This is a genomic window from Paenibacillus sp. JQZ6Y-1 (assembly GCF_040719145.1).
Lineage (GTDB): Bacteria > Bacillota > Bacilli > Paenibacillales > Paenibacillaceae > Saccharibacillus > Saccharibacillus kandeliae.
The window spans coordinates 312966-335793 of sequence record NZ_JBFDUZ010000004.1; the positions used below are offsets into that span (position 1 = coordinate 312966).

Here is a 22828-nt window from a genome sequence, read left to right on the forward strand (position 1 = left end):
ATGGCGTGGATATTTTGGGTCTGGTATGTCATCGGGGCAGTGCTGCTGCTGACGATAGGTGTACCACGGGTACTGGATTTTTCCAATGGACTGTTTCTTGTCTTTTATGCCTTATACGCGCTGTCGCTAGTTCGTAAGAGCACGGTGCAAACGTCACTGTCCGACTGGTCAGTCAGTGGTGAAAAGAACATCTCCATGCGCCATCTGCTGTCTGCTGCCGCTCTGATGTGGTTGGGCGGCATGGCGCTGGAATGGATGGGCGTACATACCGGTTGGCCGTTTGGACAGTACGCCTATAGCGATACGCTGGGATCGCTAATTTGGGGTGTACCGTGGACTCTTGGGTTTGCTTGGATCGCCGTTGTCACTGGTGGTATTCTGCTATCCAGTGTGCCGGGCTTGCGCGGCTGGATGGGCAAATTGATAAGAGCCTGTCTGGTTGGGGTATGGATTATTATTCTCGATTTAGTGCTTGATCCGGTTGCTCATGCACGCGGCTTCTGGCATTGGGGCGGCAGTGGTGGCTTTTACGGTGTGCCGTGGAGCAACTTTGTCGCTTGGTTTGTCGTGGGAGGTGTGTTGTCGCTGAGTATTCCGCTGCTGACATTATCGCGGCGGATTCGACGGCAAGCGGTATGGCTGTATCAGGCGATTTTGTTTATGTTCGGTCTGTTGGCATGGCAGCATGGGATTACGGGATCAGTTGTATTTGCGCTGATCGGTATACTGCTGGCGGAAGGGAGTTACCGTTATGATCGCCGCGCATAAATCGGCTGCATTTGATCGCATATTCAGAGTGTACAATGATCGTTATTTGCTACGTCGTCAGTTTCAATCCTTTGCCATGAGCGGTAATGAATTAGACGTAATCCCTGCCGGGCAACCGGCGGTGTATGTGATGAATCACAGCTCATGGTGGGATGGGCTGCTGCTGTATCATGCCTTTCGGCATGCGTCGCAAGCCGATCATTATGTGATGATGGAGGAGCGGCAGTTGAAGCGGTATGCTTTTTTCGGGAAATTGGGTGCATTCTCGATTGATAAAAGCAGCCCGGGTGAGATTCGGCAATCGATGCGCTATGGCGGTCAATTGCTGCAAAACGGCGGTCGGGTGTGGATTTTTCCGCAGGGAGAGATGAAGCATCTGGATACGCGTCCGCTGGGCTTTCGCCCGGGCATTCATTTATTGTTACGGCAAGCACCTGTACATATTCCGGTGATTCCGGTGACGTTGTATTACGGATTATTCCAGCATGCACGTTTGCAGGCATCCATTCATATTGGGGAGCCACTGCAAGAAGACTGGCATGCGCTACGTGCTGCCGAATGCTCGGCATTGTTAGAAGAACGACTGACTTCGCAGCTAGATATACACCGCGATTTGATGATGAGACAGGATGGACATATGTTGGATGAGCGTCATCTGATTCCGCCCCGTCGCTCGACCGATGACCGATACGACCAATACCGCCAGTGGAGAAAAAGGTGAGTTTATGGAATTGCTGCTGCAAGTCATTACCATCCTGTTGGGCTTCCAATTGGTATTTACAATCTGGAATTTACGGCAAATGCCGCGACTTGGCGATACAGTCAAACGGCAATCGTGGGAGCAGGTGCATGCGAAGTCGTCCGCTTTACGGGACAACGAGCAGATACGTACGTCGACAGATACGTCTATCGATGCAAGGTCTGCTATGGACCGTCACGAATTGCCCCTGCTGTCCGTATTGATTCCGGCGCGCAATGAAGAGGTCAATATTCGCGAGTGTCTGCAATCGGTTCTAGATTGTCGTACCGATACGATGCGTTTGGAGATTCTAGTAATTAACGATCATTCCGAAGACCGTACCGAGCAGGAGATTACCACGCTGATGCAGACCGATGATCGCATTCGCTTGTTTCAAGGCAAACCGTTGCCAGAGGAGTGGATGGGCAAGTCGTACGCCTGTCATCAGCTGTCCAAGCATGCACAGGGAGACTGGTGGCTATTTATCGATGCAGATGTACGATTGGAAAAGGAAGCGCTGGAAGCGGCGATGGTTACTGCGCGCTCGCAAGGAACTGGTCTAATCAGCGGTTTTCCGCGCATGGATACAGGCACATGGTTGGAGCGAATTGTTGTCCCGATGATGGCGTTTATTATCGGGTATCATCTGCCGATCATGATGGTGCGTCGCAGCCCTAGGACGTTTTTTCTCGCAGTTACAGGCGCATGGCTGATGATTCATCGAGATAGCTATGCGCGCACAGGTGGTCATGCTCGCATCGCTAATCATATTGTAGAGGATATGGAGCTTGCCAAAGCGGTCAAATCCGTCGGCGATCCGGTGACACTAGCGGATGTGCATCGTCATACGTCTGCGCGCATGTATCGCAATGCTGCGCAAGTATGGGAAGGCTACAAGAAAAATATTTTTGTTGGCACGGGGCGTAATGCTTGGCTGGTGTTAGGCATTGTCTGTGTGTATACATTGTTGTTTTTGGTGCCGCTGGCTGCGTTAGGTGTAGGTACCCTTACGGCACAGCCTGTTCTAGTGAGCTGGGCTGTGGCGGCAATGCTGATCGGTATGATTACCAAAGGCATTATTGATCAATTCAGCGGTAAGCCGTTTTGGATGGGCGTTTTGATGCCGCTGGGCGCGCTGTTTATGATATTGATTTTGCTCGATTCGTGGATTAGCAGTTTGAATGGCAAAGGATACAGCTGGAAAGGCAGGACGTACGGATGAATATCAATACATCTTCCACTACACGCAAAGTCATTGTGATCGGAGCAGGATTTGGCGGATTATCATGCGCGATTGGGCTGGCTGCACGTGGGTACGAAGTGACCATATTGGAAAAGCAAACCACCATCGGTGGCAAGCTGCAAGCCGTAGAAATGGGCGGGTATCATTTTGACCGTGGACCAAGCACGATTACGATGCCACATGTGTTCCGCAGCGTATTTGAACAGGCGGGGCGTTCTATGGACGATTATGTGCAGCTGTACGAATTGGAGCCGCGTACCCGCAATGTATTTGCGGATGGATATACCGTCGATCTGAGTCGCGATGCCGATGTGACTGCACAGCAAATTGCTGCATTCAGCCCAGAGGATGCGATGCAGTATAAGCGGTTTTTGCAAGAAGCGCAGGCGCTATATCGCGAAGCAGATAAACGTTTTCTGAACACATTGCTGTTATCGTGGAAGGATAAACTCACGCCGAGTATGGGGAAAAGTCTACTGCGTGTGCGTCCGCTGACGACACTGCAACAGCTGCTGCAACGATATTTTCGCCATCCCCATACGTTAAAAATGTTTGGTCGTTATGCCACATATGTAGGGGCATCCCCATATGCAGCGCCTGCGATCTTCGCGATGCTGGCGCATGTGGAAGCGAATGATGGCGTATATGGTGTCCGTGGAGGGACGCACCAGATTATTCGTGGTATGGAAAAACTGGCAACTGAGCTTGGGATCACCATTCAGACGGGAACGGAAGTGAATCGTATTCTTACCACGTCCGGCAAAGTAACTGGTGTGGATACGGATAATGGTCATTATGAAGCGCCACTCGTCATTATTAATGGTGATGTGCTTAGTACGAGCCGAATGCTGCTGGAACCGGAGCAGCGTCCATCGCTCAGTGATCGACGAATAGAGAGCTACGAGCCGTCGCTATCCGGTTTTGTCACGCTGGCGGGAGTACCGCAGCGATATGAGCAGCTGCTGCATCATACGGTCTTTTTCCCAGAGCAATATGAGCCGGAGTTTCAGCATATTTTCGCTGAGCGTAAGGCACCGGCAGATCCAACGCTGTACCTTTGTCATTCGTGCTATTCGGAGCCGGATATGGCACCGGCGGGTAGTAGCAATCTGTTCATTCTTGCCAATGCACCGTACACATCCACCAGTTGGAATTGGCAGGAGCAGCAGCAAGCCTATGGGCAGAAGATTGCTGGTATGCTGGAACAGTACGGTCTGCAAGGTATTCGTCAAGCGGATGTATGGCAGCATTATACGCCAGCAGATATTCAGCGTGATACGTATGCACACAAGGGCGCGATTTACGGCATTTCGTCGAATGGCGCACGCCAGACCTTTTTCCGTCCGGGCAATCGCAGTCAGGATGTACAGGGGCTATGGTATGTAGGCGGTACAACACATCCGGGTGGCGGCACGCCGATTGTTACGTTGTCCGGTCAACTGGTTGCACATCATATCGCCGAGCATTCGTAAATGTGAAGGATGATCCTCTTTGGAATCTGCGCAATTGCTGGTATAGTGAAGCATATAAGAAATGATCGGGCAGGAAAACAGTCCAATGGACGGATATACACACATTTGGTTGTATACGCCGGACATCCATTGCATACCGATTCTGATCAAGGAAGGAAGCAGACATGAAGCACAATCATCCCGAAGAGGGACATATTTCGGATCGTAAAAGCGCACATGTCCGCCTCTGTTTGGAGGAAAATGTTGCCGGTGAAGGTGTGACCTCTGGGCTAGAACGTTACCGTTTTCGCCATCAGGCAGTGCCGGAGTTGGATTTTGCCGATGTGCAACTGGGAACGTCGCTATTCGGTATGGAATTGCGTACACCGCTGTTGATCAGCTCTATGACTGGCGGCAGCGAAGCGACGGGACAGATTAACCGCCGTCTGGCGCAAGCAGCGCAACATCGAGGCTGGGCAATGGGGCTTGGTTCGGTACGTGCAGCCATCGAGCATGACGAGCTGGCAGCGACATTTCATATTCGTCAGGAAGCACCGGATATTCCGGTCATTGCGAATCTAGGTGCGGTGCAGCTGAATTACGGCTTTGGTGTAGATCAATGTCGACGTGCGGTCGAACTGGCGGAGGCGAGCGCACTGGTGCTGCATCTGAATACATTGCAGGAAGTATTTCAGCCAGAAGGAAATGTGAATTTTGCCGGATTGCTGTCCCGTATGGAGCAGGTGGCAAGTAAACTGGATGTGCCTGTCGGCGTGAAGGAAGTCGGCTGGGGGATTGATGGGGAGACCGCACGCCGATTGGCGGACGCCGGTATGGCATTTATTGATGTAGCGGGTGCAGGTGGCACATCATGGAGTCAGGTGGAGAAATTCCGCAGTCATGATCCCGTGCGCCGTGCGGCAGCGGAGGCTTTTGCCGATTGGGGCAATTCGACGGCAGATTGCATTGTTGATGTGCGCCGCGCATTGCCAGAGATTCCGCTGATTGGTAGTGGCGGTCTGCATACTGGGGTAGATGCTGCCAAGGCTATTGCGCTTGGTGCCGATCTCGCAGGCTTCGGACGCTCTCTGCTGGGCGCAGCGGTGGATTCCATCGAAGCACTAGAGCAGGTGCTAGAGCAGGTTGAGTTTGAATTGTCTGCCGCTATGTTCGGTATTGGCGTAGGCAGTATCGAAGACCTTCAGCAAACCAAACGGTTATATCCCAAAGGCGCTACGTTTGCTTGAACCAAGTAGACGTCAGCACAATGATATAAAGAACGGATCAATACTGAGTCTGTTATAGGTAAAGGTAATCGTAAATCGCACTCTATCATACAGGATATTCCATTCTGCAACCCCGGATACTCTCCGGGGTTTTTCTTTGTATATACAAGCGACTTCGGCTAAGAATGGATATAGCCTGTAAATGGAATTTTTATTTTCAGAAATAAAGATTGTTTTATGAAAGTTACTAAGATACTATACAAAACCTTTATCTCCAAACCGATAATAAAGGGGTTAAACTGAATGTTGCGACAATGTAAAATATCGACTGTTGCAGCGAAAAGCGGACACCAGGAGGAACAAACATGAGCAATACGAAGCGACACATCAGGGCAGGATTGCGCCTGAAATTATATTTAATCATTTTGCTGCCTTTATTAATAATCGGCGGATTGACGATGTGGACGACCCAGCATCTGATTCAGCAATCCTCGTTATCAACCTTGCAGCAAAACAATGCGATTTTAACAACGAAAACTGCAGCTGGACTGGATCAAGCGGCGATTCAATCCATCAACACTTCTGCTGATCCAGAGAAAACTGCCGGTTACAAAGAGCTGCGTAATGAACTGATCAAGCTGCGCGAGCAGACGGGCGCCATGTACGTGTACATGTTCAACCGTGTGGATAACAAATGGATCTATACAGTCGATGGAGCACCGTGGGATGATCAGGATTATAGTGCCTATGGCGATGATATGACCTTTTCCCAATCGACAGACAGCCAAATGCAAACAGGGCAAGTAGTCACTACTCCGCTCATTGTAGATCAGACGTGGGGTGAGATGTTCTCGACCTTTACGCCGATTAAGAACAGCGGTGGACAAATCATCGGCTATCTCGGGATTGATATTCCAGCGAAAACGGTCAACGATGTGTACAAAAATACGTTAGTTACCGCCTATCAGTTGGTCATTCCGATCTTCACAATTGTAGTATTGCTGGCAGCGATTGCGGCGATGATCTTCATCCGCCGTATGCTGAATCAAGTAGGACAGATCAAGCACAGTATGGAACAGGTAACAGAAGGCAATCTGACTGTTCCATCGAAGCGAATGACTGGCGATCAGCTAGGCGAGATTAGCGATCTGAACAATGCGATGATCGCGCATATTACCAATATGATTTCTAGTATTCAGCATAGCTCGGATACCTTGCAGCAATCGTCTGGTCATATTAGTGAAGTGTCCGGTGCGACCCTGCGTCAGACGGAAGAATTGTCGCGTGCGATTCAAGAAATTGCCTCTGGCGCGACCCAGCAGGCAGAGCAAACCGAGCAATCGGTCGATCAATCCGCCCGTCTCGGTCAGATCATGGACGAGATTGGCAGCTATGTGCATCAGTTCGGTGCGACTGCGCAGCAGCTGACCACGGTACGCAATACCGTATTGCGTGAGCATGAATTACTGCTGGAACAGGGCAAAGCCAATGTGAGCAGTGTACAGCAATTGCAGCAGCTGTCGGATACACTGGCAGAGCAATCACGGCAAGCCTCTGGCATTAGCGGACAAGTACAGGATATCGTCAAGCAAACGCAAATTCTGGCGCTTAATGCTTCGATTGAAGCTTCTCGTGCAGGTGAAGCGGGACGCGGCTTCGCAGTCGTTGCAAGCGAAATGGGGCAACTTGCCCAGCAATCTGGCGAATCGATCCGCGAGATCGACCGCATTTTGGGACAATTTGTGCAGCAGATTGTACTTATTCACGCCGAATTTGCTCGTAGTCTGACATCAGCAGAGCAGCAGGAAAGTCGAATTGCTGAATGTATGGAATCTTTTGAACAGGTGAGTCAGGTGTCTGAGGATGTACAACGTCTTGCTGGCGATCTGTCGGACAAAACCGACCGTATGCAGCATATCCGTCGCGAGGTGGAGGAGCATCTGACGCATATCGCTGCCACCACCGAGCAAACATCAGCCATGACCGAAGAAGTGGCAGCCAGTGCCTTGGAACAGCAGCAGTCAGTTTCTGAATTGACGGACATTTCTGGCAATTTGAACAATCTGGCAGGACAGTTAAAAGGACAAGCCGATAAATTTATCGTTTAATCGTTTGCCACGCCTGAGGTTGTCATATATAATAGTGTGGAAATTCAGATGAGACCTGTCACCAATTCAAGATATGGGAGTTGTCATATAAATGGCTTTGAAAGCTGGTATTGTCGGATTGCCTAACGTAGGTAAATCCACTCTTTTTAATGCAATTACACAGGCGGGCGCAGAATCCGCGAACTATCCGTTTTGTACAATTGATCCAAACGTCGGTATCGTTGAAGTTCCAGATGAGCGTCTGGACAAACTGACCGAACTGGTAGTACCGAAGAAAACTGTTCCAACTGCATTTGAGTTCGTAGATATTGCTGGTCTGGTACGCGGCGCGAGCAAAGGCGAAGGGCTGGGTAACAAGTTCCTTGCCCACATTCGCGAAGTTGACGCGATTGTGCATGTGGTTCGTTGTTTTGAAGATGAAAACATCACGCACGTTGATGGCAAAATCGATCCGATCAGCGACATCCAGACGATCAATCTGGAGTTGGTGCTCGCCGATCTGGAGAGCGTAGACAAACGGATCGACCGTTCCAAAAAGAACATGAAGGGCGGCAACAAGCAGTATGCGCAGGAGATTGAGATTCTGGAGCGCATCAAGGAAGCCCTGTACAACGATATGCCTGCACGCAGCGTGGAGCTGACCGAAGATGAGCAAGTGATCATTCGCGATCTGCACCTGCTGACCATGAAGCCAGTGTTGTATGCAGCAAACGTAAGCGAAGACGGCGTAACTGATGCCGACAACAATCCTTATGTGATAAAAGTAAAAGAATTTGCTGCTGCTGAAAACGCGGAAGTGGTACCAATCAGTGCCAAAGTGGAAGCAGACATCTCCGAGCTGGATGAGGAAGACAAAGCGATGTTCCTCGAAGAACTCGGTCTGGAAGAATCCGGTCTGAACCGTCTGATCAAAGCCGCTTACCGTTTGCTTGGACTGTACACGTATTTCACTGCTGGTGTACAGGAAGTACGCGCATGGACGATCCGCAAAGGAACCAAAGCACCGGGCGCAGCTGGCGTGATCCACAGTGACTTTGAACGCGGATTTATCCGTGCCGAAGTAGTTGGATACGACGATCTCGTTGGAGCTGGTTCGATGAACGGCGCCAAAGAGCGCGGTCAACTTCGTTTGGAAGGCAAAGAGTATATCGTCAAAGACGGCGATGTAATGCACTTCCGTTTCAACGTGTAACATATGTAGATCATGATCCATACGCAGTAGAAGCGTATAGTATAAAAAGCCGAATGGCATCAAGCGTGATTGGGATAAGGAATGTTTCCTTTCACAGCTTGAGCCATCCGGCTTTTTTGTTTAGTTCTCAGCGTTGCTAGCTAGATTAGTTCGTTTATGCATTTCATGTAAGTCTAAGATTATCTTCTAAATGGCATATACCAATCATTCGTAGTCGAGAGCAGCGGCATTTGTTGAAACGGTATATAAGCGGGATGTGTGCGAACCGGTGGGATAAAACCGGGATTTTGCCGAAGGTGGGCATCATCAAGTTGAATTAATAATTGCCGGACAAAGGGGCGAATCGTTGTGCCCATGCCGTCTCCAAACTCAAAATGATATTGTCGATCATTACCGTCTCCGATCACAATCAACTGATTATTCGCTTTGTAGGTATCGAGTTGTTTCATAGAGTTAGTAGATACATAGAGTTGCCGAATGTCCTGCAACGGAATCGTTGTAAACGCAAAGCCTTCTCCTTTACGCTGTGTACCTATGATGAGTTCAAAGGGAGTAAGCACCAGAAAATGAAGGGGAAAAGAGAAGGAACCTTTCATACCGCCGGGGCGCAAATCCTCAATATCATCATCGGAATACAGTTCATCTTCATACCGGTGCCCGGATAGATTGCTGTACGCTGCGATGAGATGATCCTCAACCGATAGAATCCCTTTTTCCACCAAGAATTGTGCTGTCTTCATATTCTCTTTGGTTAGTCGCTGATGATACTTGATGACCAACCAGTAAAAGAGCGGCAACACCAACAAAATTACTGTACAGATAATAGCCATTGATCGTCCTGCAGTCTCTGTAATGTACAACAGAATAGTTGCTAGCAAAAATAATAGAAAAAAGATGATAAAACATCCCATTCGAAACGATGAAGACAAGCGATAAAATAGAAATCCGCGGTGTGGTCGATAATGGGATGTTTTGGGATTTAGGATCAATGTGCGAGGGAGCCATACCCAGCAGATGGCAGTAACTGTAACCATAAGCGCAAAGGAGTAACTGATTCCTGCCTCATCATAGACCATATAACAAAATAAAAGTGCACACAGACATACGATCCAATGCATGATATAGATCTTCCATTCGCCTCTGCGCGTTCGATGTAATAGATTCATTGCGGTAGCGCTCCTTGACGTACAAATATAGGTGAACCGATGGGATGCGTATTCCACTACTATTGCAATGAAGTGGAATTATGCACGAAGCAAGCAGTAAGGCATGACCACGATCTAGCGCCCTATGGCGTTACTCAGCGTGCAAACGGAGCGTACCTTTCCAACGTCGATACGTTCTGCGCCTGCTCAAATGGAACATAGGCGGGATGCGTCCGTGTTACTGGTTGCTGCGCTACACGATCCATCTCGCGCTTTGCCATATCGATCTGATGCAGCCATGCGTGTACAAAACGCTGGATAGCTGTTGGAACAGATAGTGGAAAGACCACATTACATTGCTGCCCTTGCTCGTTGCCGATGATTAGCATCATGCCAAAATCGTTTATTTTATATTTCTTATAGGATAATCCACTGCTCAATACAGCGAGTTGTTGAATGCGCGATAATGGAATGGAGGTATAGGTAAATGCACATGACGGCTGCTGAGTTCCGATGATACATTCATTCGGGGTAACCGCCACGAATACTGCCTGCTGATTAGAGAATACATGCAAATCGCTAATACCAGTCGCTGCCGTTCCCGTAATGATAGATGGCACCTTCAAGTTGCTGTAAATCGCGACGACCTCTTCCTCATCATTCAAAATCTTCCGTTGCTTCAGTACCTCGATCAACTGCTGATCCAGCCGCTTCCGCCGTTCCCAAGCCGATGCCATAAACCGCTGATACAACAGAATACCGAGGAAAATGGCAATCGAGATTCCGCTGGATGTCAGACTTGCCAATGGACTGAAAATAATCAACATCACAATCGCTGCCCATATCAGCAATATGATCCACTCCCGTATCGCCAGTTGCCAGTCTGCCATCCGATAATAAGCAAACCCTTTGCCCGGACGATAATGGCGTGCACGCGCAGTCCCTCCATAATCCTTCGCAAGCCATATCCCTATCAACAGTACACCGCATACCATGATCCAACCTGTGCTATATTGCGTAGCATCCTGAAAAAAAGAATATGCTATTATTGCCAAGAAAAGACCAAGTAACCACTGCACTGCATACATCTTCGCACGTCGAAATGCTGCTCTTTTGTACATTTGTTTATACCCTCCATTGATTCTATGTATACGTTCTACTGCCGCTACCATCGGTTCGTGCATTCCTATGTTCACTGTATGTATATGTTGCTTTCTGTGAATGATCTGTCTGCTATACAAATCAACTAGGCATGGGAAATATTCCATTTTCCGGTAGGTGCTGCAATGATCTATATCGGTTGCTTGGTTGTATTTATAAAGTTGGCAGAAGTGTACCGTAAGATATGTTCTGTTTTTCTTTAACAGCCGTAGACTCCTAATTCTGCCATGACATCCATACATACGAAAATCATACGAAAAAGCCGAATGCAGCGTTGTTCGCAAGCATCCGGCTTTTCTTTTATAACAATATGCTAATATTCATCATTCACCCTTAGCGGTTGAGCGTCTTCATGCTGTTCTGATCGTACCGATCACCGACAGCAGCGCCTTTGGGAGCGACGGCATCAATACGCTGCAATTCCTCCTGCGTCAGCGTCACATCCAATGCGCCAACATTTTCTAGCAAATACTTCGTCTTTTTCGTACCCGGAATCGGTGCAATATCGTTACCTTGCGCTAACAGCCATGCCAATGCCAGCTGTGAAGGCGCGCAATGTTTCTCGGCAGCGATCTCTTTGATCTGCTCTACAAGGTCCAGATTTTTCTGGAAATTGTCTCCTTGGAAGCGTGGCGACGAGCGACGGAAGTCATCCTCGGCAAGATCGTTGAACGATTGAATCTGTCCAGTTAAGAATCCGCGTCCGAGCGGGCTATAAGGTACAAAGCCAATACCAAGCTCTCGACAGAGCGGCAAGATTTCATCCTCTACCTCGCGGCTCCAAAGCGAATATTCGGTTTGCAGCGCAGAGATCGGGAAGACGGCGTGAGCGCGTCGGATCGTGTCCGGTGCGGCTTCGGACATGCCGAGGTAACGTACCTTGCCTTCACGTACCAATTCCGCCATCGCGCCAATCGTTTCTTCAATCGGCACGTCAGGATCGACGCGATGTTGATAATACAGATCGATTACATCCACACCAAGACGTTTCAGACTTTTCTCGCATGCCTCACGTACATAGTCTGGCGTGCCTTTGATCCCTTGATACGAACCGTCTTCTCCGCGCACATTACCGAATTTGGTCGCAAGAATCACCTCATTGCGGTGCTTGCGAATAAACGGTCCGATAAACTCCTCATTCTTTCCGCTTCCATACATATCTGCTGTATCGTAAAACGTAATACCGTTATCGAACGCCGTATCCAACGTACGTAGTGATTCCTGATCATCCCGTCCAGCATAAAATTCCGACATGCCCATACAACCTAATCCGAGTCTCGATACGTGCAGACCCTGTTGACCCAGTGCAATCTTTTCCATGCGAAGACCTCCTGATTATGAATGTGGAATACAATGGCAGCCGCAATTTCCGGCATTCCCAGTATAGATACAATTACATAACAAAAGCAAACCTAAACCATCTTCCAAAAATTAACCGAAAACGGCAGATTTAAGGATAGGAAAGCGGTATAGTCTATGCTATAATTAAGAGTCGTAACCTTATGTTTTGTCTGCATATGTCAACGTACAAGCTATTCGGCATGATGCTGTCCGAAACTGGGGTTTTATTTTTATCTTTACAGAGTTGGTGGAGTCCGTAGATCAACGTCTCATCATCCGGCTTTTTGCACATAATTGTCCATATTGGTAACAAATCCTGCTGCACGGTCGTCTTTTCTAGTAAAAGACAGGTTTCGGCTTTAACCGGAACGCCAATGCAGCGAACAACTATTAGACGAATGAATAATAAAGAGGTGGTTTCCTGTGTTAGACCGTTTACAGGCATTGGCAGACCGTTATGACAAATTAAGCGAGCTGCTCTGTGATCCAGATGTAGCGAGCGATTCCAAACGTTTGCGCGATTATTCCAAAGAACAGTCGGATTTGCAACCGACATATGAAGCATATATCGAATACCGTAAAGTGACCGAGGAACTAGATGCTGCCAAGCAGCTTCAGGGCGAGAAGCTCGACGACGAGATGCGCGAGATGGTCAAAATGGAGATCGAAGAACTAGCGGCACGCAAAGAAGAACTGGAAGACCAGATTCATATCTTGCTCATGCCCAAAGACCCGAATGACGACAAAAACGTCATCGTGGAAATTCGCGGCGCAGCAGGCGGCGATGAAGCAGCTCTGTTCGCGGCTGATCTGTACCGCATGTATACCCGTTTTGCCGATACACAAGGCTGGAAGGTCGAAGTATTGGATACCAACGTTAGCGATCTGGGCGGATTTAAGGAAGTAACATTCCTGATCAATGGACGCGGTGCATACAGCAAGCTGAAATTCGAAAGCGGCGCTCACCGTGTACAGCGGATTCCGACAACTGAATCGGGCGGACGCATCCATACGTCTACTTCGACGGTAGCAGTAATGCCAGAAGCAGAAGAGCTGGATATTGAGATTCACGACCGCGATATTCGTGTTGATACGTTCTGTTCTAGCGGAGCAGGCGGTCAGTCGGTCAATACGACCAAGTCAGCGGTACGCGTTACCCATATGCCAACTGGCATTGTGGCGACATGTCAGGACGGCAAATCCCAAAACTCCAACAAAGAAAAAGCGCTTCAAGTACTGCGTGCGCGTATCTCGGATATGCTGCGTCAGGAAGAAGAAGCAAAATACGCGGGCGAGCGGAAAAGCAAAGTCGGAACTGGTGACCGCAGTGAGCGTATCCGTACGTACAATTTCCCGCAAAGTCGTGTAACCGACCACCGGATCGGTTTGACACTGCACAAGCTGGATCAGGTCATGAACGGCGAGATCGAAGATATCGTATCCGCATTGACTGTAGCTGAGCAAGCGGACCTGATGGCAAAAGAGGCGTAATGTGTTAGAACATTCGCCTGTATTTAAGACGAAGGTACAGCAAAGTATAAGGGAAGCCTATGTTGAGGCTTCTTCTTTTTTAAAGCAGCAGGATGTAATGGAGCCGGAATCCAATGCGCGTCTGCTGCTGGAATGGGTATTGGGATTGTCGGGTGCGGCATATTATATGGCGCTACCAGAACCTTTTCCACAGGACAAATGCGAGATGTGGGAGCAGGTGATCCAGCGTAAGGCAGCTGGCGAACCAGCGCAGTACATTATCGGAGAGCAGGAATTTTACGGCGAAGTGTTTACCGTGACTCCTTCCGTATTGATACCGCGTCCAGAAACAGAGCTGCTGGTCGAATCGGTAGCCAAGTTGGCAGCCGATCTGGTATTACCCTCATCGGCAAACACCACGTCCGACAGCCAACAAGATGAGTTGTCCAAAGATACATCCAAAGATACAGAGCGCAGGGCTTCTTCGGTCATCCGTCGTCCTGTCTGTGTGGATATTGGAACAGGTAGCGGCGCTATTGCCTTGACGCTGGCGCGGATGCTACCAGATTGGGACATCTGGGCGAGCGATATTTCGCCGGATGCCTTGCAGGTGGCGCGTCAGAACAGCGAGCGTCAGCAGACACCGATTCATTGGCAGCAGGGCAATTTATTGGAGCCTTTTGCCGGACAACGGGTTGATATTGTCGTATCCAATCCGCCGTATATTCCCGATGAGGATATTGCCGGATTGCAGCCGGAAGTGCGTTTGCATGAACCGCTGACGGCATTGGCGGGCGGACCGGATGGGCTGGGACCATACCGAATCATGATGGAACAGCTATCGTTGCTGAACGGATTACCAGCGATGGTGGCATTTGAGCTTGGGCAGGGGCAAGCACAGGATGTAGCGAATATGGTGCGCACTGCTGGATATGAGGAGATTCATATTATCAAGGATCTTGCGGGCATTGAACGGCATGTGATCGGGATGCTGTAAGATACAGCGTGGGACCGGAACGAAAAGGAGATAATCATGATCACAAAGCTGAAGCGGATCGACTGGCCACTTTTTGCCATTTTGCTTGTGCTGATGGGCACAAGTTTGATCGTGATCTATAGTGCCACCCATTCCAGTGCCAAATTTGGTGATTCCACCAGCAAGATGGCGATGTATTATGCGCTGGGATTTGTTGTTTTTTTCGTGATGGCACTGGTGGATTACCGTTTCTGGCTGAAATATTCTCTCTACATTTATATTGGTGGTCTGGCGCTGCTGCTGCTCGTTATGATCATCGGGCAAACGCTGAACAATGCGCAGGGCTGGCTAAAGCTCGGCGGTTTGAGCTTACAACCAGCCGAATTGTTCAAACTGGTACTGATCATGTTCTTATCCGTCATGCTGGCGAATAAGAATAAGCTGAAGCTTGGCTTCTGGCGCGATATTATTCCACTGCTTGGTGTGACCTTTGTGCCGTTTGCGCTCGTTATGGTTCAAAATGACTTGGGTAACGCACTCAGCTATTTGATCATCACTATGGCACTTCTCTGGATCGGCAATATGAAATATACCCAGGCAGCGCTGGTGACCGCTTTGGCAATTCTGCTCGTTGTAGTTGGGATTCGCAGCTATGTGGCGTATCACGACAATATTGAGAAATATCTGGTCGATATTAACCGCGAGCACTGGATGGAACGGATTGATCCGTGGCTCATGCCAGACGAAGCGACGGCAAAAGCGGTGTATCATACACGCAATGCCAAGCTGGCTATCGCTTCTGGTGGTCTGAGCGGGGAAGGCTATATGAAGGGCAGCTCCGTACAAGCGGATCGCGTGCCATTGACGTATTCTGATTCGATCTTCGTCGTGGTGGCGGAAGAATTCGGCTTTATCGGTGCAGCGGTGTTATTGCTGCTGTATTTTACACTGATTCACCGACTGGTGTTAGTATCGCTGGAATGCCGCGAACGCGCCGGACCATATCTGATTATCGGGATTGTAGCGATGCTGCTGTATCAGATTTTTGAAAATATCGGCATGTTTATCGGGCTGATGCCATTGACTGGGATTACGCTACCGTTTATTAGCTTTGGCGGTACTTCACTACTGATGAATATGGCATGTATGGGTCTGGTTATGAGTATCCGCATCCACAATCAGGTCGATACGGATGAGTATCCGCTGACTGTTTCGGATCGATATGTGAGCAGCAAAGCGACCTAATCAGGTCATTTGCTCATCGCGTAGAATCCATGAGTCGGTTGGTGCATGATGATTGGTATCGTACGATGTGTTGGAGCAAGCAACATGGTGTTCGTTTCGGCATGTCTCAATCGCAAACGATCTGTACTTCAAGGAGAACCGAGCTGACATAGACGGTGCTCCTTTTATTTTGAATATATAACTATCGCCTATAGATGCCATCATAAAACAGCAGAGAGATGAGGATAGGAGGGTTGCCAATCATGAACGACGAAGGACAATCATTGTCACAGTCACAGTCACAGTCACAGTCACAGTCACAGTCACAGTCACAGTCACACTCGAGTGATGCTGGGCAGATACCATCATTTACAATCTGGCAGCTGACGCAGCAGAATCGTGATCAGCAGCTGGCAGAAGCTGGAGCCGTTCTAGCACAGGGCGGTGTAGTCGCTTTTCCAACAGAAACGGTTTATGGTCTTGGCGCTGATGCAGGCAACACGTCGGCAGTGGAAGCAGTATTTGCCGCCAAAGGCAGACCGTCGGATAATCCGTTAATTGTACACATTTCGCAGAATCATCAGCTGGATGCGCTGGTACAGCGGGTGCTGCCAATGGAGCGTCAATTGATGGATGCCTTCTGGCCCGGACCGCTTACATTGGTTATGCCAGTCATAGATGGTGTATTATCGCCACGTGTCACCGCTGGATTGGGTACGGTCGGTGTACGGATGCCGAATCATACCGTGGCGCTGTCACTCATTACGGCTTCTGGTAAACCGCTAGCAGCACCGAGCGCCAATCGTTCAGGGCGTCCTAGCCCAACAACGGCTGCTCATGTAGCGGATGATCTGGCAGGTCGAATTGACGGTATCGTTGATGGCGGTGAAGCGGGTGTCGGTGTAGAATCTACCGTCATTCAGGTGCAGGACAATGGCGCTGTGCTGATTTTACGACCGGGCGGAATTACGCGTGAGCAATTGCTCACCATCGCTACCGATGTACAGCTTGATCCCGGCTTGGCAGGCGTCTCGGCTGAGACGAAACCTATATCGCCGGGGATGAAGTATACGCATTATGCACCGCGTGGCAGTATGAGCATCGTTACCGGTAGCAATCAGGCGCGTGTATGTGCATGGATACAGCAACAGTTACTGGATGCGCAGCAACGTGGGGAGCAGGTTGGTGTGCTAACGTTTGACGAGGATATGACCGATTATGGTACGGCATTGCGTTTGTCACTTGGCAGTGTAGACCAGCCAGAGCAGGCGGCAAGCCGATTGTATGGTAGCCTGCGTACGTTTGACGACCATCATATTACGTATATTTTGGCACAGGGCTGTTCAGAGGATGGCGTTGGCTTGGCAGTGATGAACCGCTTGTCCAAAGCGGCAGGTGGTCAGATTTTCACGGTGGAGTAAGTACACCCTGCGAAGTAGTGTACCGGTAAGCAGAGTCTGCTATAATGAATGACACGGAAGACCGCCCTATGGGATGGAAACCGAATTTGAAGGAACGGGAGGTATGAGCATGCACCATATTTTGTTCGTATGTACCGGTAATACCTGCCGCAGCCCAATGGCAGAAGGCTTTATGCGGAAACTGGCAAAGGAGCGCGGCATACCTGTTGACGTCCGTTCCGCCGGCGTCGCTGCCGTGGATGGCATGTCTGTATCACGTCATGCGGAAGCGGTGCTGCATGATCATCAGATTTATGATCAGCTGACTTCATCCTCATTAACATCAACGACTATACATTGGGCAGATCTGATTCTGACGTTAACGGGCAGCCATAAGCAGCAGGTGCTGCGCCGTTTTCCACAGGCTGCCGGCAAAATATATACACTCAAGGAATACGTGGAAAATGACGCTTCTGTCATCGCTGATCTGGAGGAACTGGACAGTCTGCATGCCGGTATCGAGATCAATCGTGCATTGGGTGGTACGATGGATTCCGCCGATTATGAGCGGTTAATCGAAATTCAGCAGCGCATTCCCGGCTTTGATATTGTGGACCCTTATGGTGGTACGCGCGACGATTACGAATACGCGGCAGCCGACATTCGCGCTGCACTGGAAAAGCTGCTTGATAAGCTGGAAGCGTATCGTCCGCAATAATTTTATTTTTTAAATGAATCCAGTTGATTTTCCAAAAAACATGCCTTATGATGGAAGCACAAAGACAGATCCGATGTAACTGGCGACAAAAGTGGAACCTAACCACAATGGAGCATCGGAACATACGGCCGGTCGCCTGGGCAAAGAGCAGATACACAGTGAGATTCCTGTGTGTCCTGCTCTTTTTTTGGTCTTTTGGGCATTTTTTCATGAAGCGGCGATGTGTTTTACAAAGTAATGTCGCCGTCGCATCTTCTCCGCGCTATAATGATACTACATGGCAGGTGAACAGCCTGCACGGCTGCAAGCTGGTGATCCTATAGCTGCACAAGGAGGCAAAGATCATGAAAGATGACGAGAAGATCGCTGCCATTCGGCGCGATGCGGCACTGATTACCCGTGAGGTGGCGGAAGCTGCTAGTCTGGGACCGGATCGAATTCTGGTCATTGGCGCAAGCACAAGCGAGATTGCCGGAAAGCATATCGGCACATCTGGTACATTGGATATTGCTGAAGCGCTAGTGGAAGGCATTCGCGACGTACAACGCGAGTTTGGCTTTCAACTCGCTTTTCAATGCTGTGAGCATCTGAATCGTGCGCTTGTCGTGGAACGCTCCAGTCTGGATCGATACAACTGGACAGAGGTCGCTGCTGTACCGATTCCCAAAGCGGGCGGCTCCATGGCGGCATATGTGTACCAGACCGCTTCAGATCCATGTCTGGCGGAAAGCATCGAAGCCCATGCGGGCATTGATATTGGAGAGACGTTAATCGGAATGCATTTGAAACATGTTGCTGTGCCTTACCGCACCAGCCTGCGTCAGCTTGGTGAAGCCAGAGTGAATGCTGCACGTACCCGCCCCAAATTGATTGGCGGCGAACGCGCGGTTTATACACCACAACCTTCAGCTGACGGCGGAGCGTGCGATTGATAGGACATGCCTGAGCGCATGCACAATGTCACTTGACGAATAATGAACATGATCAGGGGGAAAATGAACAATGATGGAGCAACTGAGAAACAATGATCCGGCTGTACTGGAAGCAATGGGACTGGAACTGAAACGCCAACGCGACAATATCGAGCTGATTGCATCTGAGAATATCGTCAGCGAAGCGGTTATGGAAGCAATGGGTTCTGTACTCACAAACAAATACGCTGAAGGCTACCCGGGCAAACGTTACTATGGTGGCTGTGAGCATGTCGACATCGTAGAAGACATCGCACGCGACCGTGCGAAAGAACTGTTCGGTGCGGAGCATGTAAACGTACAGCCTCACTCCGGTGCACAGGCGAATATGGCGGTATATCTGGCAGCACTGAAGCCGGGTGACACAGTACTCGGTATGAATCTGGCGCATGGTGGTCACTTGACACACGGTAGCCCAGTGAACGCATCCGGTTTGCTGTACAACTTCGTTGCTTACGGTGTACGCGAAGATAACTTCCTGATCGATTATGATGACGTGCGTAAAGCGGCGTTCAAGCATCGTCCTCGTCTGATCGTAGCTGGTGCAAGTGCGTATCCGCGTACGATTGATTTTGAAGCATTGGCTTCTATCGCTAACGATGTAGGCGCATTGTTCATGGTCGATATGGCGCATATCGCTGGTCTGGTAGCAGCGGGCGAACACCCAAGCCCTGTGCCACATGCTCATTTCGTAACCACAACAACACACAAAACATTGCGCGGACCACGTGGCGGTCTGATCATCTGCCGCAAGCCGTGGGCAGCTGCAATCGACAAAGCTGTATTCCCAGGTACACAGGGCGGACCACTGATGCACGTGATTGCATCCAAAGCGGTTGCACTGGGTGAAGCGCTACAACCTTCGTTCAAAACTTATGCGCAAAATGTAGTGAAAAACGCTAAAGTATTGGCGGAAACACTAGTAGAAGAAGGTCTGACGATCGTTTCGGGCGGTACCGACAACCATCTGATGCTGGTAGACACACGTAGCGTAAACATCACTGGTAAAGAAGCTGAGCATGTACTGGATTCCGTTGGGATCACAACGAACAAAAATGCTATTCCATTCGATCCAACAAGCCCGTTCATCACTAGTGGTATCCGTTTGGGTACACCAGCAGCAACATCGCGCGGTATGGACGAAGCAGCGATGAAGAAGATCGGTCAGATCATCGCCGCTACACTGAAAGCTCCTAAAGACGAAGCAGTACTGGCACAAGCAAGCAAAGATGTAGCTGAACTGACTGCTCAGTTCCCGCTGTATCAACAGATTCAATACTAAGTAAACGAATCATGAATTTGTGCAATTCAGTCTATCATTCCGACTGTTTCGATAAATGATATTCGTCATTGCACATACGTTTCTTTTATAATAAGAAATATGGCATGGGCGGAATAATAAGCCGCTTCATATGTTAGAAAAGCCGACAGATCCGCGATGATCTGCCGGCTTTTTTATGGCTGGAGGGTGCAATAAATTTTTTGAGAAAAAATAAAAATAATTTGCCCCATTCAAGCCATTTCCTATTATAATAGTAAGTACTGGGTGATTTCAGGATAAATACGCTATCATCTGGAAATTGTAAGCGTTATACTACGATATTCGAGAATTGCATGAATTCGTCGGAGTTGCTGGTGAAATTGACCTCATGTAATGATATAATAGACAAGATTTACGGGGGGAAGTGTGTTCCCCGGTCCTCAACCTTGCGCCATGTGTTTTGAATACATACGCCACGACAGGACTTACCATTGTTATTATTGAACATATACCGGAGGGACAAATCATGGCAAAACTGGTGATATGCGATCACCCTTTGATCCAACACAAACTTACATTTATTCGTGATGTAAACACCAATACGAAGGAATTCCGCGAACTTGTGGACGAAGTAGCTACTTTGATGGCATTCGAGATTACACGCGATATTCCACTGGAGACCATCCCGGTCGAAACGCCAGTCGTGAAGACGGAAGGTAAAGTCATCTCTGGACGTATGCTTGGTCTCGTGCCGATTCTGCGCGCCGGTCTAGGTATGGTGGACGGCGTATTGAAACTGCTGCCCGCAGCAAAAGTAGGTCATGTAGGTCTGTTCCGTGATCCAGACACGCTGCAACCGGTGGAGTATTATGTGAAGCTTCCAACGGATGTACAGGAGCGTGAGCTGATTGTTATCGATCCGATGCTAGCAACAGGCGGTTCCGCTATTGCTGCTATCGACGTGCTCAAGAAGCGCGGCTGCACCCAGATCAAAATGATGAACCTGATCGCCGCACCGGAAGGTGTCAAAGCGGTACAGGATGCGCATCCTGATGTCGACATTTATGTAGCTGCATTGGATGAGCGTCTGGATGATCACGGTTATATCGTACCGGGTCTTGGCGATGCAGGCGACCGTCTCTACGGAACTAAGTAAAGCGAGGTATAAACCACAGTTATGAAAAAGATTAAAGTAATGACGATTTTTGGTGTACGTCCCGAAGCAATCAAGATGGCTCCGCTCATTCTTGAGCTTCAAAAGCATCCAGAGCATATCGAATCGGTCGTCTGTGTAACCGCACAGCACCGCCAGATGCTGGATCAAGTGCTGGAAGTGTTCAATATTACGCCGGATTACGATCTGGACGTAATGAAGGATCGCCAGACACTGAACGAGATTTCGATTCGTGTATTGCAGGGATTAGAGCCTGTATTGCGCGATGCGAATCCAGACATCGTGCTGGTGCATGGCGATACGCTGACTACATTCTTAGCAAGCTATTCTGCTTTTATGCAACAAATTAGCGTCGGTCACGTGGAAGCGGGATTGCGTACATGGAACAAAATGTCGCCGTACCCAGAAGAAATGAACCGTCAATTGACTGGTGTACTGGCTGACCTACATTTCTCACCAACGGCATGGTCCGCAGGCAACTTGCATAAGGAAAATAAGTCTCCGTCAAGCGTGTATATCACAGGCAATACAGTAACAGATGTGTTTCAATATACTGTACAGCCTGATTACAGCCATCCGGTACTGCAATGGGCGGAAGGCAAGCGCTTGATCCTGATGACGGCCCACCGCCGTGAATCGCAGGGCGAGCCACACCGCAACATTTTCCGTGCCGTGAAACGTATTGCTGACGAGTTCGAAGATGTAGCGATTGTGTATCCGGTTCACCCAAGCCCGGCGGTCAAAGAACCAGCGTACGAAATTCTGGGCAACCACCCGCGCATCAAGCTAATTGATCCGCTTGATGTTGTCGATCTGCATAATTTCTACCCGCATACTCATCTGATTCTGACTGATTCGGGCGGCTTGCAAGAAGAAGCGCCATCGTTCGGCGTACCGGTGCTTGTTCTGCGCGATACAACCGAGCGTCCAGAAGGTATCGATGCTGGTACGCTGGAGCTGGTTGGTACAGATGAAGCCAAAATTTATGAACGTGCTCACGCACTGCTGACAGATCAAGAGCTGTATGCGTCGATGAGTGAAGCAGCGAATCCTTACGGTGATGGGCAGGCTTCCAAACGAATTGTCAATGCAATTTTGCACCATTATGGTGTTTTGGAAGAGCGTCCCGAAGAATTTCACACAACGTTCAAAAAAGGACCCACAGCCGTCTTGTGAAAAAGCGGATTGCAGTATACAGTGATACTGTAGGGTACGTGTGATCAAACGCACAGTATCAAGTGATGTTTCGTGAAGACTTTG

The 22828-nt window shown here is 49.2% G+C and carries 19 protein-coding genes and 1 riboswitch; of the genes, 16 read left to right on the plus strand and 3 right to left on the minus strand.

Annotation, left to right across the window (positions count from 1 at the left end):
• The 7 genes from ABXR35_RS19820 to ychF all read left to right on the plus strand — a co-directional run bounded on the left by ABXR35_RS19820 (position 1) and on the right by ychF (position 8727).
• Positions 1-768: a carotenoid biosynthesis protein gene (locus tag ABXR35_RS19820; protein ID WP_367063774.1), complete on the plus strand. Its 768-nt coding sequence runs from the start codon at positions 1-3 to the stop codon at positions 766-768.
• On the plus strand, positions 752-1489 hold the full coding sequence (locus ABXR35_RS19825) for a lysophospholipid acyltransferase family protein (protein WP_367063775.1): 738 nt from the start codon (positions 752-754) through the stop codon (positions 1487-1489). Before ABXR35_RS19820 ends, ABXR35_RS19825 begins: the two co-directional genes overlap by 17 nt.
• The gene (locus ABXR35_RS19830; protein WP_367063776.1) at positions 1449-2729 is read left to right on the plus strand and encodes a glycosyltransferase family 2 protein; all 1281 of its coding nucleotides are present in this window, start codon (positions 1449-1451) and stop codon (positions 2727-2729) included. The genes ABXR35_RS19825 and ABXR35_RS19830 overlap by 41 nt, the downstream gene beginning before the upstream one ends.
• The gene (locus ABXR35_RS19835; protein ID WP_367063777.1) at positions 2726-4222 is read left to right on the plus strand and encodes a phytoene desaturase family protein; all 1497 of its coding nucleotides are present in this window, start codon (positions 2726-2728) and stop codon (positions 4220-4222) included. The genes ABXR35_RS19830 and ABXR35_RS19835 overlap by 4 nt, the downstream gene beginning before the upstream one ends.
• Positions 4223-4386: 164 nt before the next feature.
• Complete coding sequence (gene fni, locus ABXR35_RS19840; protein WP_367063778.1) at positions 4387-5448, plus strand: type 2 isopentenyl-diphosphate Delta-isomerase; 1062 nt, start codon at positions 4387-4389, stop codon at positions 5446-5448.
• Positions 5449-5792: 344 nt separating this feature from the next.
• Positions 5793-7535: a methyl-accepting chemotaxis protein gene (locus tag ABXR35_RS19845; RefSeq protein WP_367063779.1), complete on the plus strand. Its 1743-nt coding sequence runs from the start codon at positions 5793-5795 to the stop codon at positions 7533-7535.
• 91 nt (positions 7536-7626) lie between these two features.
• Positions 7627-8727, plus strand: a complete 1101-nt coding sequence (ychF, locus tag ABXR35_RS19850) for a redox-regulated ATPase YchF (RefSeq protein ID WP_367063780.1) — start codon at positions 7627-7629, stop codon at positions 8725-8727.
• 179 nt (positions 8728-8906) lie between these two features.
• Here the strand turns inward: ychF and ABXR35_RS19855 are convergent, their stop codons facing one another.
• From ABXR35_RS19855 to ABXR35_RS19865, 3 genes are all read right to left on the minus strand, one after another.
• A complete protein-coding gene (locus tag ABXR35_RS19855; protein ID WP_367063781.1) occupies positions 8907-9557 on the minus strand; it encodes a hypothetical protein in 651 nt (216 codons plus the stop codon).
• Positions 9558-10027: 470 nt separating this feature from the next.
• Positions 10028-10993 carry a hypothetical protein gene (locus ABXR35_RS19860; RefSeq protein ID WP_367063782.1) on the minus strand — a complete coding sequence of 322 codons (966 nt, stop codon included), beginning with the start codon at positions 10991-10993 and terminating at the stop codon, positions 10028-10030.
• Positions 10994-11366: 373 nt separating this feature from the next.
• On the minus strand, positions 11367-12353 hold the full coding sequence (locus ABXR35_RS19865) for an aldo/keto reductase (protein ID WP_367063783.1): 987 nt from the start codon (positions 12351-12353) through the stop codon (positions 11367-11369).
• 444 nt (positions 12354-12797) lie between these two features.
• Here ABXR35_RS19865 and prfA point away from each other — a divergent pair, with 444 nt between their 5' ends.
• From prfA to wecB, 9 genes are all read left to right on the plus strand, one after another.
• On the plus strand, positions 12798-13865 hold the full coding sequence (prfA, locus tag ABXR35_RS19870; protein ID WP_367063784.1) for a peptide chain release factor 1: 1068 nt from the start codon (positions 12798-12800) through the stop codon (positions 13863-13865).
• Position 13866: 1 nt separating this feature from the next.
• Positions 13867-14841, plus strand: coding sequence for a peptide chain release factor N(5)-glutamine methyltransferase (gene prmC, locus ABXR35_RS19875; protein ID WP_367063785.1), 975 nt, complete (start codon positions 13867-13869; stop codon positions 14839-14841).
• Positions 14842-14877: 36 nt separating this feature from the next.
• Complete coding sequence (locus ABXR35_RS19880) at positions 14878-16065, plus strand: FtsW/RodA/SpoVE family cell cycle protein (RefSeq protein ID WP_367063786.1); 1188 nt, start codon at positions 14878-14880, stop codon at positions 16063-16065.
• Between the two features lie 242 nt (positions 16066-16307).
• Positions 16308-17465: an L-threonylcarbamoyladenylate synthase gene (locus ABXR35_RS19885; RefSeq protein WP_367063787.1), complete on the plus strand. Its 1158-nt coding sequence runs from the start codon at positions 16308-16310 to the stop codon at positions 17463-17465.
• A 109-nt stretch (positions 17466-17574) separates the two neighbouring features.
• Positions 17575-18162 (plus strand): low molecular weight protein arginine phosphatase, encoded by a 588-nt coding sequence (locus tag ABXR35_RS19890; RefSeq protein WP_367063788.1) that lies wholly within the window; start codon positions 17575-17577, stop codon positions 18160-18162.
• A 65-nt stretch (positions 18163-18227) separates the two neighbouring features.
• A riboswitch (ZMP/ZTP riboswitch) is annotated at positions 18228-18311 on the plus strand.
• Between the two features lie 195 nt (positions 18312-18506).
• Positions 18507-19094, plus strand: coding sequence for a TIGR01440 family protein (locus tag ABXR35_RS19895; protein WP_367063789.1), 588 nt, complete (start codon positions 18507-18509; stop codon positions 19092-19094).
• 70 nt (positions 19095-19164) lie between these two features.
• Positions 19165-20415, plus strand: coding sequence for a serine hydroxymethyltransferase (glyA, locus tag ABXR35_RS19900; protein ID WP_367063790.1), 1251 nt, complete (start codon positions 19165-19167; stop codon positions 20413-20415).
• A 505-nt stretch (positions 20416-20920) separates the two neighbouring features.
• Positions 20921-21550 carry a uracil phosphoribosyltransferase gene (gene upp / locus ABXR35_RS19905; protein WP_367063791.1) on the plus strand — a complete coding sequence of 210 codons (630 nt, stop codon included), beginning with the start codon at positions 20921-20923 and terminating at the stop codon, positions 21548-21550.
• Between the two features lie 21 nt (positions 21551-21571).
• The gene (gene wecB / locus ABXR35_RS19910) at positions 21572-22744 is read left to right on the plus strand and encodes a non-hydrolyzing UDP-N-acetylglucosamine 2-epimerase (RefSeq protein ID WP_367063792.1); all 1173 of its coding nucleotides are present in this window, start codon (positions 21572-21574) and stop codon (positions 22742-22744) included.
• Positions 22745-22828 lie beyond the last annotated feature (84 nt).